The following is a 13,054-nucleotide window of genomic DNA, read 5'->3' as shown; positions in this document are numbered from 1 at the left end:
TGTCACCCGGTCACGACATCCGGCCGTGTCCGGCGTGTTCACCGCCGCGCGCGGCCGGTTCGCCGGCCGGTCCGCCGCTCTCCGCCGCGCGGTCGGCATCGCCCCGCCGGGGGGCGGGCACGACGCGGGTGGCGCCGCCGGAGCTGTCCGCGGCCACCGGGCCCGGCTGGGCGGCGGTCTGCGCCGCGGTCCTGGCCGCGGGCTGCACGCCCGGCTCGGCCGGCCGGCCCACGGCCCCGCGCGGCGCCCGGCCCAGGGCCGCGCGGGCGCGGTCCTGGAGGCGGTCGCTGAGCCGCAGCCCCGGACGGGCCAGCAGGAAGCCGATGCCCATCACGGCCCCGCCGGCCAGCACGTCCAGCAGGTAGTGGTTGGCGGTGCCCATCACTACCAGCGCGGTGGCCAGCGGGTACACCACGCCGAGCACCCGCACGATGCGGTGCCGCCCGTAGCGGAACAGCATGATCCCGCACCACAGCGACCAGCCGAAGTGCAGGCTGGGCATCGCCGCGTACTGGTTGGTGAGGTGGCCCATACCGCGCGGCGCGCTCGCGTCGGTGCCCCACCAGCCGTAGGAGCCGTACTGCGCCATGGTGTCCATGAAGCCGTGGCCGCCGCCGATCAGCCGCGGCGGGGCGGTGGGCATCGCCGTGAAGCCGACCAGGCCGATCAGGGTGGAGATCATCAGCCAGGCCCGCGCGGTCCGGTAGTGGGTGGGCCGGCGGTGCCACAGCCAGATCAGGACGCCCGGGGTCACCACGTAGTGCAGCGAGGCGTAGGCGAAGTCCGCCGGCACCCCGAGGAAGGCGTGGTGGGTGAAGAGCCGGTTGAAGAAGCGCTCCGGGTCCAGGTGCATGAACTGCTCGAGGTGGAGGATGTCCGCGCCGTGCCCCACCGCGTCGTCCACGTCACCGCGCACCAGCAGCCGGGCGCCGGAGTACAGCGCGTAGACGACGGCGATGAGCGGCAGTTCGGTCCACCAGCGGAGCCTGCCGCGGTAGGCAGCGGCGCGCGGCGCGGTGGCGGTGATCGTCATGCGGAGGTCTCTCCAGGTTCTCCGAAGGCCGCAGCGGGCTGGTCAGCGGTGGTCGTCGTGCTCGTGGCGTAGGCTCTACCGTACGACGTACGTTAAGCCAGCCGCACACCACCCCGTGCCCGGCCGACGAACACCTGGTTGGTTCGGTGTTCAACGTCCCATGGGAGGGTATGCACGCGGAAGGACGCCCGGGTGATTCCCCGGGGTTGCCCGACGCGAGGCAGAGGTACGACGGAGTTCCGCGAGACCCGGAGATCCGCAGGACGAGAACCGCAGGACGAGAACAAGAGAATCCGATGTCCGTCACCCAGCCGGTGCGCTCCCCACGGCGCCGTGCACCCCGCAATTCGCTCAACCCGGATCGTATCCTCGACGCCGCCATCAGCCTGCTCGACCGGTCCGGCACCGAGGCCTTCACCATGCGCGCGCTGGCCCAGCAGCTCGGCGTCGGCACGATGGCCGTCTACTCGCACTTCCGCGGCAAGGACGAGATCAGCGACGCGGTCGCCCAGCGCCTGCTCGACACCATAGAGCTGCCGCCCGCCGGCTGCGCCGAGCCGCGGGCGGAACTGCGCGAGGTGTGCCGCGGGGTCTACCGGCTGTTCACCGAGCACCCCTCCGCACTGCAGCTGCTGACCCTGCGGCCGGTCCGCGGCGACGACGCGATCACCGTCATCGACCGGATGCTCGGCCTGCTGCGCGCCGCCGGGCTGCCGGGCACCGAGGCCGCCCGCGCCCATGTGGCGCTGATGCAGTACACCGTCGGGTCGGCGCTGTGGAACACCCGGCGGGCCCGGGCGCTGTGCGAGGAGGGCGCCCGCGAGCGGGTCCGGGCGAAGCTCGACGCCCTGCCCCGCGACCGGTACCCGGCGCTGGTCTCGCTGGCGCCCGAGCTGCTCTGCGTGCAGGACAACGGCATGGCCCAGTACGAGCGGGGCCTGGATGCCCTGATCGAGGGGCTGCTGGGCGGCTGCTGACCGGGGTGGGTCATGATGGTGGGCCCGCTTCCGCACGTTCCTCACGAAAGGCCCCGCATGCCTGCGCGCATCCTCCTGGTCCGGCACGGGCAGACGGAGTGGTCGCGGTCCGGCCGGCACACCGGCCGCACCGACATCCCGCTGACCGAGGAGGGCCGGCGCACCGCGCTGCTGCTGGGGGAGCGGCTGGCCGGCGGGCCCTGGCAGGGACTGCCGGACGCCGAGGTGCGCACCAGCCCGCTGCGGCGGGCCTCGGAGACCGCGGCGCTCGCCGGGTTCGGCGCCCGCGCCAAGGAGTGGGACGCGCTGCTGGAGTGGGACTACGGCGACTACGAGGGCCTGACGCCCGCGCAGCTGCAGGAACGGCAGCCGGGGTTCCACATCTGGCGGGACGGGGTGCCGGGCGGTGAGCCGCTGGCCGGCCTGGCCGCGCGGACCGACGAGGTCGTGGACTGGGCCCGCTCGGCCGACCGCGACGTGCTGGTGTTCGCCCACGGGCATGTGCTGCGCACCCTCGGCGCGCGCTGGCTCGGGCAGGACCCGGCGTTCGCCGCGTCCCTGCGGCTGGACCCGGCGTCGCTCTCCGTCCTCGGCTGGGCCTACGGCGCCCCCGCCATCGAGCGCTGGAACGACACCGGCCACCTGGGCTGAGGCGACCGGGCCGCCGTCCGGCCCGGGGAAGGGCCGGGCCGGCGGCCCGGGAGCCCGCGCGGGCCGGAGCGGCGCGCGGACGGGGACGGGACGGGTCAGAACAGCACGGTGTAGATGTTCCACCCCGCGCTCACGTACGTGCCCTTGCCCGGGATCTGCGGTGAACCGGGCTTCGCGCCGTAGAGCCACAGACCGCCGCTGCTGCTGCGGGCCAGCAGCCCGTTGACGAGCTCGTCCCCGACCTGCACGCCGGTCAGCGCGGTGAACTGGTTCCAGCCCGCGCCCACCTTCACCGGTGGGAGGAACGGGTCGGTGCCCGGGCCCGACAGGATGCCGTGGGAGTAGGACCACAGCACGCCGTGGGCGTCCCTGGCGACGATGCCGTTGCCGTAGACCGACAGCGCGGTGTAGGCGTTCCAGCCCGCGCCGACCCGGGTGCGCGGCGCGAACGGCCGCTTCATGTCCCCGGTCCACTGGTAGTACCAGAGCACGCCGTCGGCGTCGCGGGCCACCAGGTCGCCCGCCAGCCCGGAGTGGAGCTCCACGGTGTGCTGTCCGGTGCCGCTGAGCAGGGTGTAGACGTTCCAGCCGGAGCCGACCCGCACGCGCGGCTCGAACGGCTGCGCCGTGTTGCCGCTGTGCCGGTAGTACCAGAGCACCCCCTGGGCGTCGCGGGCCACGAGGTCGCCCTCGCCCGCCGCGTCGGTGCCGCCCAGCGGGGTGACGGAGGTGTAGACGTCCCAGCCGCCGCCGACCCGCTGGCGCGGCAGGTACGGGATGTCCGGGTGCCCGGTGCCCTCGTACCGCCACAGCACGCCGCCCCGGTCCACCACGTAGAACTGGGCGCGCTCGGCGGGGGCGATCGTCCCCGCCGAGTACTGGATCTGCGCGACGCCGTCGGCGAGCACCGCGCCGGTGCCGTCGGTGAGCTCGATCCAGCCGGACAGGAGCAGGTCGGCGGGCATCGTGCCGGCGTCCGCCGAGATCCGCACGGAGTAGGTGATCTGCGTGGCCGCGGGCGCCTGCGGGAGTTGCAGCCGCAGGTAGTCGAGGACCGGGTCCTCCTCGCCGACGCCACCGGCCCACGAGCACGGCTCATAGGCCCCGCCGTTCACCGAGCAGCTGGCGTGCAGGTGGGCCGCGACACGGTCCGAGGTGTAGCCGCGGCAACTGATCCGGAGAGAAGGCCAGTTGGGCCGACACCGGTCCCTGCACGCCGTCCGGCAGGGTGGCCCGGAACGTGGTGGTCACCGCGTCGGCGCCGCCGGTCACCACCGGCACCCCGGTGATCTGGTCCACCCGGCCCGGCGCCTCGGCCGGGTCGCTCGCCGCGGTGGCGCCGCCGAGAGCGGCGGGCGGCCGGGCGCCGGACGTCGGGACGGCCGTCGCGGAGGCGGCGGTTCCGGGCCGGACCGGCGCGCCGGCCAGCGCCGGCGAGGCGGCGGCCAGCGGTATCAGCACGGCGGCCGCGGCCACCGCGGCCATCCTGCGCCGGGAGGTGCGGGCGTTGCGTCGAGTCATGGAAGGTCCCCCCTGGGAGTCACGCATCAGAAGATCACCGAGTAGATGTTCCAGCCGGCGCCGACGTAGGTGCGGCCGCCCGGGATGTGCGCCGACTTCTGGCCGTACCACCAGAGCCGGCCGGCCGCGTCGCGCGCGATCAGCGAGTCCGGGGCGGCGTTGTACCCCACGTTGCTGCGGCTCAGCGCGGTGTAGACGTTCCAGCCCGCGCCCACCTTGACGCGCGGCTCGAACGGGTCGTCGCCGTTGTCGGTCAGGCGGGCGCCGTACGACCACAGCACGCCCGAGGCGTCCCGGGCCACGACGCCGTCGCCGTACGGGGTGATCGCGGTGTAGGCGTTCCAGCCGGCGCCGACCAGGACGCGTCCCGTGAGCGGCGCGCCGGTGTTGCCGGTCGCGCGGTAGCGCCACAGGTTGCCGTCCTGGTCGCGGGCCACCAGGTCGGCGTGCCGGCCGGTGCTGTCCGAGGTGGCGCTCAGGGCGGTGTAGATGTTCCAGCCGGCGCCCACCCGCACCCGCGGCGCGAACGGCCGCGCCGGGTCACCGGTGTGCACGTAGTACCAGAGGACCCCGTCCTTGTCGCGCGCCAGCAGGTCGCCGGTGGCGGCCGCGGACTGCGCGCCCAGCGGCACGATCGCGGTGTACGCGTTCCAGCCGTCGCCGATCCTGGCCCGCGGCTTGAACGGCTCGGTGGACTGCGTGGTGTCGTTGCCCTCGTACCGCCACAGCACGCCGGCGGTGTCCCGGGCGTAGAGCACGCCCCGGCGGCCGGCCGGCGCCTCGCCCTTGAGGTACTGGACCTGCGCGCTGCCGACCGCGACCGCGTTGCCGTCGGCGTCGCTGACCCGCAGCCAGCCGTGCAGCAACTGGTCGGCGGGCAGCGTGCCGTAGTCCGCGCTGATCTGCACCCGGTAGGTCAGGGTGGTGCCGGCGTCGGCGGCGGGCATGGGCAGCCGCACGTATCCGGCCAGCGGGTCGTCGCCGTCGTCGACCCCGCCGAGCCAGCCGCACGCCCGGTACGGGCCGCCGTTCACCGAGCACGAGGAGTGGAGGGCCGCCGCGACCCGGGACGGGGTGTAGCCGGCGGGCGGCAACTGGTAGGGCTCGAAGGCGAGCAGCGCCGACAGCGGGCCGGTCGTTCCCTCCGGCAGCCGCACCGTGAACTGGGTGAACCCCCCGTTCGGCTGGCCGGCGGTCACCTGCGGCACCTGGCTCTGGGTGACGACGCCGGTCGGGACGGCGGGCTGCGCCTGGGCGTCCGGCGCCGCGTGGCCGCCGTCCGTCGCCTTCGGGCCCTGGGGTGCGGCGGGCGCGGTCGCCGTCGTCGTCGAAGGCGCGGCTGTGGCTGTGGTCGTGGCCGCGGTCGCGGGCGTGGTTCCGGGCGTGCCCGGAGTCCCGGCGAGCGCGGGGGCCGCCAGGGCCAGCGGCATCAGCACGGCGGCCGCGGAGACCGCCAGCAATCTGGATGTGGGCATGCGTGAGCTACGGTGCGTCATGAGGAAAGCCCCCCCCGGGCTCGGACGATGCTCGGCCGGTGGCCCGGGCAACTGCCCTGCCGACCGCCTGTGTTGAGTAGACACGCGAGGGCGGCCGGTGGTTGCACGGCGGACTCTCCCGTGTCATCCGGCGGTCACCCGGGCGTCACCCGGACGGCCCGCGCGCTGGATCCGGCCGGGTCCCACTCGCGGCATATCCGTGCGGCACACGTCGAAAGCGCATGCGAACGGGATGGCGCATCCGTAATACGCCATGAAACGCCACCCCTGAAGGGCTGCGCGAGACGTAGCCGTTGACGCCGTTCGGCGTTGTAGTGGTGTGGCGCACCGCACACCGTGCACCGCACGCCGCGCCGAATCCCACGCGAGGAGGGTTTGCCTTGTCGGACACCAGTGGGTCGCAGAGCCCCTGTCCCAGCGCGAACAGTGAACTTCCGCCGCCGTGCGACCTGGTGACCGTGCCGTCCCGGCAGGGTCTGGAGGCCGTCGACATCCTCCGGCTGGGCACCGGCCTCGGGCCGGTCCTGCACGACAGCACAGGCGCCAGCCTCGGCTTCCTGGTGCCGCCGGGTACCGCCGACTGCTGGGACGTGCCCGGCAGTTCGTGCACCCGCACCGACGGCCGCGGGATCGTCATCGACGGCCCGCCGCCGGTGCGGGACACGGGCTGGCTGGTGCCGCCGCCCGCCGCGACGTCCCTCACCGACCCGGTGGTGCTCAGGGCGGCGCTCGGCGAGGCCGCCCGCACCATCGAACTCGCGGACGGGCTGTGCCCCGCCGTGCCCGAGGACCCGCAGCCGGCCTGACGGACGCTCCGCCGCGCCGTCGTGCCGCCGGCGGGACCCCCGACGCGTCCGGACGTCCGCGGGTGACGCCCACCCCGCGCTACCGCCCGCCCGGACGCCCCCCGGTGCGACCTGCGATGATCGGGGTATGGCGGGCAGAAGGCAGGGCGGCGGCAGGGCACGCGACCGCGAGGCCGTCTCCGCGGCCGTGCACGGCGGCCAGGCCGAACTCCGGCCCGACCGCGAGCGGCCCGAGGGCTGGACGCTGCTCCTCGACGGGGCACCGCAGTCGCACGTCGACCTGGCCGACCCCGGCCACCTCGACTTCCCGTACCAGCGCAGGCTCGGCCACGTCATCGACCTCCTCGCGCCCGAGGGCCGGCCCGTGCACGTGGTCCACCTCGGCGGCGGGGCCCTCACCCTCGCGCGGTACACCGCGCACACCCGTCCCCGCTCCACCCAGCAGGCGGTCGAGGCGGACACCGCGCTGACCGAACTGGTCCGGGCGCACCTGCCGTGGGATCGCACCTGGCGGATCAAGGTGCGCGGCGGCGACGCCCGCGCCGGGCTGGCCCGATTCCCCGAGGGCTGGGCCGACCTGGTCATCGCCGACGTCTTCGCCGGCGCCCGCACCCCCGCGCACCTGACGACCACGGAGTTCCTGGCCGAGGTGCGGCGGGTGCTCAGGCCCGGCGGCTGGTACGCGGCGAACCTCACGGACGGCGGCGCGCTGACCTTCCTCCGCGGTCAGATCGCCACGGTGCGGGGCGCGTTCGCGGAGGCCGCGCTGGCCGCGGACCCGGCGGTGCTGCGGGGACGCCGGTTCGGGAACGCGATCCTGCTCGCCGCGGACGGCCCGCTGCCCGTCGCCGAGTTCACCCGGCGGGTCGCCACCGACCCGCACCCCGGCCGCGTCGACCACGGCCGCACCCTCGCCGACTTCGCCGCCGGCGCCACACCCGTCACCGACGCGACCGCCACCCCGTCCCCCGAACCCCCGGCCAGCACCTTCGACTGAGGGGGTGCGCCGTCCGGCGGAGCAGTGCGGGAGCCCGCGGGCGAGCCCGCCGCCGATGCGTTGCCCCCGAGAGTGCGGACGTGCCGTCGGCGATCCACTGCGGGAGCTCGCGCGTCGGTCCGGTCCTTTTTCGGTCGGTCTTCCTCCTCGCTCCCTTCGCGGAATGCCGCCGTTGCGTTGCCCCCGAAGCGCGGACGTGCCGTGGGCGATCCACTCCGGGAGCTCGCGCGTCGGTCCGGTCCTTTTTCGGTCGGTCTTCCTCCTCGCTCCCTTCGCGGACCGCCGCCGTTGCGTTGCCCCCGAAGCGCGGACGTGCCGTCGGCGATCCACTCCGGGAGCTCGCGCGTCAGTCCTCGAATGTCTGGACCGACGGGGCGTGCCCGTTCCAGGTGCAGAAGACGGAGGAGGCCTGGGTGCCGGAGGACGAGGTGAAGGTGACGCGGAGCCAGCCGTCCTGGGTCCACACCTGCATCTGCCAGCCGGAGTTGGGCGTGGCCGAGACCAGGGAGGCCGAGGCGGGCTGGAGGTCCAGGACCACGCGGCCGCCCCGCACCCCGTAGGGGTGGACGTCGCCGCTGCCCCCGCCGGCCGGCGCCGAGGACTTCGGGGTGCCCGGCGGCCGTTGCGGCGGCACCGCCGAGGCCGGCGGGCGGGCGGGAGGCGGGGTGGCGGTGGTGGGCCGCGGCCGGTGCGTGGCGGAGATCTGCGGCGGGCTGCTCGCCGGCGCCGCGATCGGCAGCGCCCGCGGCGGGTCGTACGCCGTGCCGTGCAGGACCGAGCGCACCCCGAACCACGACAGCGTCACCGCCGCCGCGGTGGTCAGCGCCCACGCGCCGACGTGGAGGAGCCCTCTGCGCACCGCGCCATACTGCACCACCCCCGCGCGCCCCCGCACCCAGGGGCGGTGCCGCGGCGCGGCCGGACCCGCTAGGTTGCCGCGCATGGCAAGTGTGCTCGTCGTCGAGGACGACCAGTTCGTACGGTCGGCGCTGATCCGGCACCTCACCGACGCCGCGCACACCGTGCGCAGTGTCGGCACGGCGCTGGAGGCGCTGCGCGAGGTCGCCCAGGTCGGCTTCGACGTGGTGATCCTGGACCTGGGGCTGCCCGACCTCGACGGGTCCGAGGCGCTGAAGATGCTGCGCGGCCTCAGCGACGTCCCGGTGATCGTGGCGACCGCCCGCGACGACGAGTCCGAGGTGGTCCGGCTGCTCAACGCCGGCGCGGACGACTACCTGGTGAAACCGTTCTCCGCCGAGCACCTGTCGGCCCGGCTGACCGCCGTGCTGCGCCGCGCCCGCGGCCGGGCCTCGGCGCCGGCCGGCGACTCCGTGATCCAGGTCGGCGGGCTGCAGATCGACGTGCGCCGCCGTCAGGCCGTGCTCGACGGCGCCCTGCTGGACCTGACGCGGCGCGAGTTCGACCTGCTCACCTTCCTCGCCTCGCGGCCCGGGGTGGTCGTGGCCCGCCGCGAGCTGCTCGCGGAGGTGTGGCAGCAGTCCTACGGCGACGACCAGACCATCGACGTCCATCTGTCGTGGCTGCGCCGCAAGCTCGGGGAGACCGCGGCGCGCCCGCGCTATCTGCACACGCTGCGCGGGGTGGGCGTGAAACTGGAGCCTCCGGCGTGAGCGCGGTGGCGGGACGGCCGCACCGGGCGGGCATGCGCTGGGCGCTGATCCGGGTGTCGCTGGCCGTGACCGCGATGGTCGTCATCGCCTTCGCCGTGCCGCTCGGCCTGGTGGTGAAGGAGCTCGCCCGCGACCGCGCGCTCACCAACGCCGAACGCCAGGCCGCGGCCGTCGCGCCCGCGCTGGCGATCACCACCGACCGGGCCCAGCTCGAACGAGCGCTGGCCACCACCCAGGCCGGCGCCGAGGACCGGATCGCGGTCACCGTCCCGGCCACCACCGGCAGCCCGGCCGTCGACCTCGGCCGGCACCGGGCGCCGCGCGCCGACCTGGACGCGGCCTCGGCGCACGGCGAGGCCGCCACCGTCCGGGTGCCCGGCGGGTACGCGCTGCTCCGGCCCACCGCGGTCAGCAGCGGCACCATCGCGGTCGTCGAGGTGTTCGTGCCGCAGCGCGACGTCACACGCGGGGTCACCGGCGCCTGGCTGGTGCTGGCCGGGGTGGGCATCGCCCTGGTCGTGGTGTCGGTGGCGATCGCGGACCGGCTCGGCGCACGCATGATCCGGCCCGCCGTCCGGCTGGCCGGGGCCGCGCACCGGCTCGGCGAAGGGGACCTCGCCGTCCGTGTGCCCGAGGACGGCCCGGGTGAACTGCGGTCCGCGGCGTCGGCGTTCAACGCGATGGCCGACCGGGTGGTGCAGCTCCTGGCCGCGGAGCGCGAACTGGCCGCCGACCTGTCGCACCGGCTGCGGACCCCGCTGACCGTGCTGCGGCTCAACACCGCCTCGCTGGGCGACGGCCCGGCCGCCGACCAGACCCGGGCGGCCGTCGCCCAGTTGGAGGGCGAGGTCGACCAGATCATCCGCACCGCCCGCGAGCACCGCAGCCCCGCCACGCTCGCCACCGGCTGCGACGCCGCCGAGGTGATCCGCGAGCGGATGGCGTTCTGGTCCGCGCTCGCGGAGGACGAGGGGCGCGAGGTGCGGACCGCCGGCGCCGACCGGCCGGCCCTGGTGCCGGTCGCCAGGGCCGAACTGGCCGCCGCGCTGGACGCGATGCTCGGCAACGTCTTCCGGCACACCCCGGAGGGCACGGCGTTCGCGGTGGACGTGCACAGCTCGGACGACGCGGTGATCGTGCTGGTGTCCGACGCCGGACCCGGGGTCGCCGACCCGGCGGCGGCGGTGCGGCGCGGGCACGGGGACGGCGGTCAGGGGTCGACGGGCCTCGGGCTGGACATCGTGCGGCGGGTCGCGGAGTCGACCGGCGGGGACGTCGCGGTCGGCCGCAGCGTCCTGGGCGGCGCGGAGATACGGGTATACCTGGCCCGCACCCCGCAGGTGACCCCGCACCCCCGCGGCCACCGCCGCCCGCACCCCTCGACCCGGCCCCGCTGACCTCGCCCGCGACGCGCCGGTCCGCGCCCGGGGAGGGCGGTCCGCACACCGGTGGGTGAGCCTGCACCCGGGCGGGTGCTCATCTGTGGCGGCCCCCAGCCATCACTCATAGCTTCGAGGCGGCAGGCGCGGCGGTCCCGTGCCGTGCCCTCTGACATCCACCGACCCCGGCCCGAGGTGGCGTCACGGGGTCATCCTCGAAAGCGGGTTGCGCACATGAGCATGCGTTACGGGACCCGGCGGCCTGGCCGCCTGGCGGCAGCGGGGGTGCTCGCGGCCGCGGCCGCCGGCACGGCACTGGTCGCGGCTCCGTCCGCGGACGCCGCGACGGTCCACGTCGTCACCCCCGGGCAGTCGATCCAGCAGGCGGTCGACTCCGCCCGGCCGGGCGACGTCATCCAGATCATGCCGGGCACGTACCGGGAGAGCGTCCTGGTCACGGTTCCGCGCCTGACCATCCGCGGCGCCGGCGCCCAGCGGGTGACGCTGCGGCCCGCCGCGCAGCCCGCGAGCACGACCGCCACCACCAAGGCGGCGGCGAGCTGTTTCACCACCGGCGCCGGGATCTGCGTGGCCGGCACCGACGACCACCCGGTGCGGAACGTCCGCGTGCAGGGCCTGACCGTCACCGGCTTCGCGAAGTACGGCATCGCCGCGTCCGGCACCGACCGGCTGACCGTCACCAGGGTGGACGCCTCCGACAACGGGATGTACGGCATCGGCGAGCAGAAGTCCGTGCGCGCCACCTTCACCCGCAACCGCGCCGCGAACAACGGCGAGGGCGGCATCTTCCTGGCGAACACCACCTCCGAGGAGGGCGGCGCCCTCGACCTGGACGGCGCCCGGGTGTCCGGCAACGTGCTGACCGGCAACAAGATGGGTGTCGTGCTGCGCCGGGTGCGCGACATGTCCGTGCAGGGCAACTCGGTGAGCGGGAACTGCGCCGGCATGTTCGTCATCGGCGACGAGAACACCCCGCGCGGCGGCGACCTGACGGTGCGCGGCAACGTCGTCACCGACAACACCAAGTACTGCGCCGCCAACACCCGCCTGCCGTTCGTGCAGGGCGCGGGCATCGTGCTGACCGGCGTGGAGAACACCGTGGTGGAGCGGAACATCGTCACCGGCAACTCCGGCACCTCGGTGATGTCCGGCGGCGTGGTGCTCTTCAAGAGCTTCGTCGGCGTTCCGAACACCGGCAACACCATCCGCGACAACGTCCTGTCCGGCAACGCCCCGGCCGACCTGGCCGACGGCGACACCACCGCCACCGGCAACACCTTCACCGGCAACTCGTGCAGCGTCTCGCTGCCCGCCGGTCGCTGCTGACCCGTCACCACGAACCGGAGTCCCTCCGGTGTCCCCCCGTTTCCCAGGAGAAAGGCGGCGCCCATGACCACCGCGCCACCCAACCCGAACGCCACCCGGACCACCGGCGGTGCCGCCGCCCAGGCGGCCCGCCCGGAGGCCGCGGGCACCGACCCGAACGCCTCGATGCGGCTGCGCGAGATCGTCTTCGGCGCCGCGCCGGCGGCGTCCGTCCGCACCGCGGCCGGCCTGCAACTGGCCGACGCCCTCGGCGAGTCCCCGGCTACCGCCGAGGAGCTCGCGCGCGCGACCGGCACCCAGCCGAAGGCGCTGCGCCGGCTGCTGCGTGCCCTGGCCAGCCACGGCGTGTTCGCCGAGACCGAGAGCGGCACGTTCGTCCACACCGACATGTCCCGCCTGCTGCGCGACGACACCCCCGGCAGCCTGCGCCACATCGCGCTGTGGTGCACCGAGCCGTGGACCTGGCAGGCGTGGCCGCGCCTGGCGGACGCCGTCCGCACCGGCGAGGGCGTCTTCCCCGAGCTGTTCGGGAAGAGCTTCTTCGAGTACCTGCACAGCGAGGGCGGCGAGTCCGCCCGGGTCTTCGACCGGGCCATGACCGCCTCCAGCCGGCAGGCGGCCCGCGACCTGGCCGAGTACGTCGACCTGACCGGGATCCGCAGCGTCGCCGACATCGGCGGCGGCCAGGGCCTGGTGCTGGCCGGGCTGCTGGAGAAGACCCCCGGCCTGACCGGCACCCTGCTCGACCTGCCGGCGGTCGTCGCCGGCGCCGACCCGCGGCTGCGGGACGGCGGCGCGCTCGCCGACCGGGTCACCCTGGTGCCGGGCGACTGCCGGGAGGCCATCCCGGTGCGCGCGGACCTCTACGTCATCAAGAACATCCTCGAATGGGACGACGCCAGCACCCGCGCGACGCTGGCGAACGTCGTGGCCGCGGCCGAGCCCGGCGCCCGGGTGCTGGTCATCGAGAACCTGGTCGACGAGAGCCCGTCGATGCGGTTCACCACCGCGATGGACCTGCTGCTGCTGCTCAACGTGGGCGGCGCCAAGCACACCAAGCAGAGCCTGAGCACGCTGATGACCGAGGCCGGGCTGACCGTCGGCGAGATCCGCCCGGTCAACCCGTACCTGCACGCCTTCGAGTCGGTCGTCGCCGCCTAGCGCGCCGGCCGCACACGCCGCTCCGCCCGTACCCCGATCGGGCGGACTTGGCGTG

General features: G+C 75.1%; 13 protein-coding genes. 8 read left to right on the top strand and 5 right to left on the bottom strand.

Annotated elements, in window-relative coordinates:
- Positions 1-10: 10 nt before the first annotated feature.
- A complete protein-coding gene (locus tag K7862_RS16495; protein ID WP_222963362.1) occupies positions 11-1,033 on the bottom strand; it encodes a phosphatase PAP2 family protein in 1,023 nt (340 codons plus the stop codon).
- A gap of 296 nt (positions 1,034-1,329) precedes the next feature.
- Between K7862_RS16495 and K7862_RS16490 the strand changes: the two genes are divergently transcribed.
- Positions 1,330-2,010 (top strand): TetR/AcrR family transcriptional regulator, encoded by a 681-nt coding sequence (locus K7862_RS16490; RefSeq protein WP_222963361.1) that lies wholly within the window; start codon positions 1,330-1,332, stop codon positions 2,008-2,010.
- 57 nt (positions 2,011-2,067) lie between these two features.
- The gene (locus K7862_RS16485; RefSeq protein WP_222963360.1) at positions 2,068-2,661 is read left to right on the top strand and encodes a histidine phosphatase family protein; all 594 of its coding nucleotides are present in this window, start codon (positions 2,068-2,070) and stop codon (positions 2,659-2,661) included.
- Positions 2,662-2,756: 95 nt separating this feature from the next.
- Here the strand turns inward: K7862_RS16485 and K7862_RS16480 are convergent, their stop codons facing one another.
- From K7862_RS16480 to K7862_RS16470, 3 genes are read right to left on the bottom strand one after another with little or no spacing between them, the layout of a single operon-like run.
- Entirely contained in the window at positions 2,757-3,776 is a 1,020-nt protein-coding gene (locus K7862_RS16480; RefSeq protein ID WP_222963359.1) for a hypothetical protein, read from the bottom strand.
- Positions 3,757-4,182, bottom strand: coding sequence for a hypothetical protein (locus tag K7862_RS16475; RefSeq protein WP_222963358.1), 426 nt, complete (start codon positions 4,180-4,182; stop codon positions 3,757-3,759). The genes K7862_RS16480 and K7862_RS16475 overlap by 20 nt, the downstream gene beginning before the upstream one ends.
- 26 nt (positions 4,183-4,208) lie before the next feature.
- Entirely contained in the window at positions 4,209-5,657 is a 1,449-nt protein-coding gene (locus K7862_RS16470; RefSeq protein ID WP_222963357.1) for a tachylectin-related carbohydrate-binding protein, read from the bottom strand.
- A gap of 401 nt (positions 5,658-6,058) precedes the next feature.
- On the opposite strand from K7862_RS16470, the gene K7862_RS16465 reads away from it, so the two are divergent.
- Together K7862_RS16465 and K7862_RS16460 are read left to right on the top strand one after the other, a co-directional pair.
- Entirely contained in the window at positions 6,059-6,484 is a 426-nt protein-coding gene (locus K7862_RS16465) for a hypothetical protein (protein ID WP_222963356.1), read from the top strand.
- 127 nt (positions 6,485-6,611) lie between these two features.
- Positions 6,612-7,481, top strand: a complete 870-nt coding sequence (locus K7862_RS16460) for a spermidine synthase (RefSeq protein ID WP_222963355.1) — start codon at positions 6,612-6,614, stop codon at positions 7,479-7,481.
- A 346-nt stretch (positions 7,482-7,827) separates the two neighbouring features.
- Here the strand turns inward: K7862_RS16460 and K7862_RS16455 are convergent, their stop codons facing one another.
- On the bottom strand, positions 7,828-8,340 hold the full coding sequence (locus K7862_RS16455) for a hypothetical protein (RefSeq protein WP_222963354.1): 513 nt from the start codon (positions 8,338-8,340) through the stop codon (positions 7,828-7,830).
- 82 nt (positions 8,341-8,422) lie between these two features.
- Between K7862_RS16455 and K7862_RS16450 the strand changes: the two genes are divergently transcribed.
- From K7862_RS16450 to K7862_RS16435, 4 genes are all read left to right on the top strand, one after another.
- On the top strand, positions 8,423-9,112 hold the full coding sequence (locus tag K7862_RS16450) for a response regulator transcription factor (protein ID WP_222963353.1): 690 nt from the start codon (positions 8,423-8,425) through the stop codon (positions 9,110-9,112).
- Positions 9,113-9,144: 32 nt separating this feature from the next.
- Positions 9,145-10,509, top strand: a complete 1,365-nt coding sequence (locus K7862_RS16445) for a sensor histidine kinase (protein ID WP_222963446.1) — start codon at positions 9,145-9,147, stop codon at positions 10,507-10,509.
- Between the two features lie 216 nt (positions 10,510-10,725).
- The gene (locus K7862_RS16440; RefSeq protein ID WP_262413275.1) at positions 10,726-11,838 is read left to right on the top strand and encodes a right-handed parallel beta-helix repeat-containing protein; all 1,113 of its coding nucleotides are present in this window, start codon (positions 10,726-10,728) and stop codon (positions 11,836-11,838) included.
- Between the two features lie 63 nt (positions 11,839-11,901).
- Positions 11,902-12,999: a methyltransferase gene (locus K7862_RS16435; RefSeq protein WP_222963352.1), complete on the top strand. Its 1,098-nt coding sequence runs from the start codon at positions 11,902-11,904 to the stop codon at positions 12,997-12,999.
- Positions 13,000-13,054: the final 55 nt, after the last annotated feature.

Source organism: Actinacidiphila acidipaludis, from assembly GCF_019890725.1.
Lineage (GTDB): Bacteria > Actinomycetota > Actinomycetes > Streptomycetales > Streptomycetaceae > Actinacidiphila > Actinacidiphila acidipaludis.
This window is presented reverse-complemented; position numbering and strand designations above follow the sequence as displayed.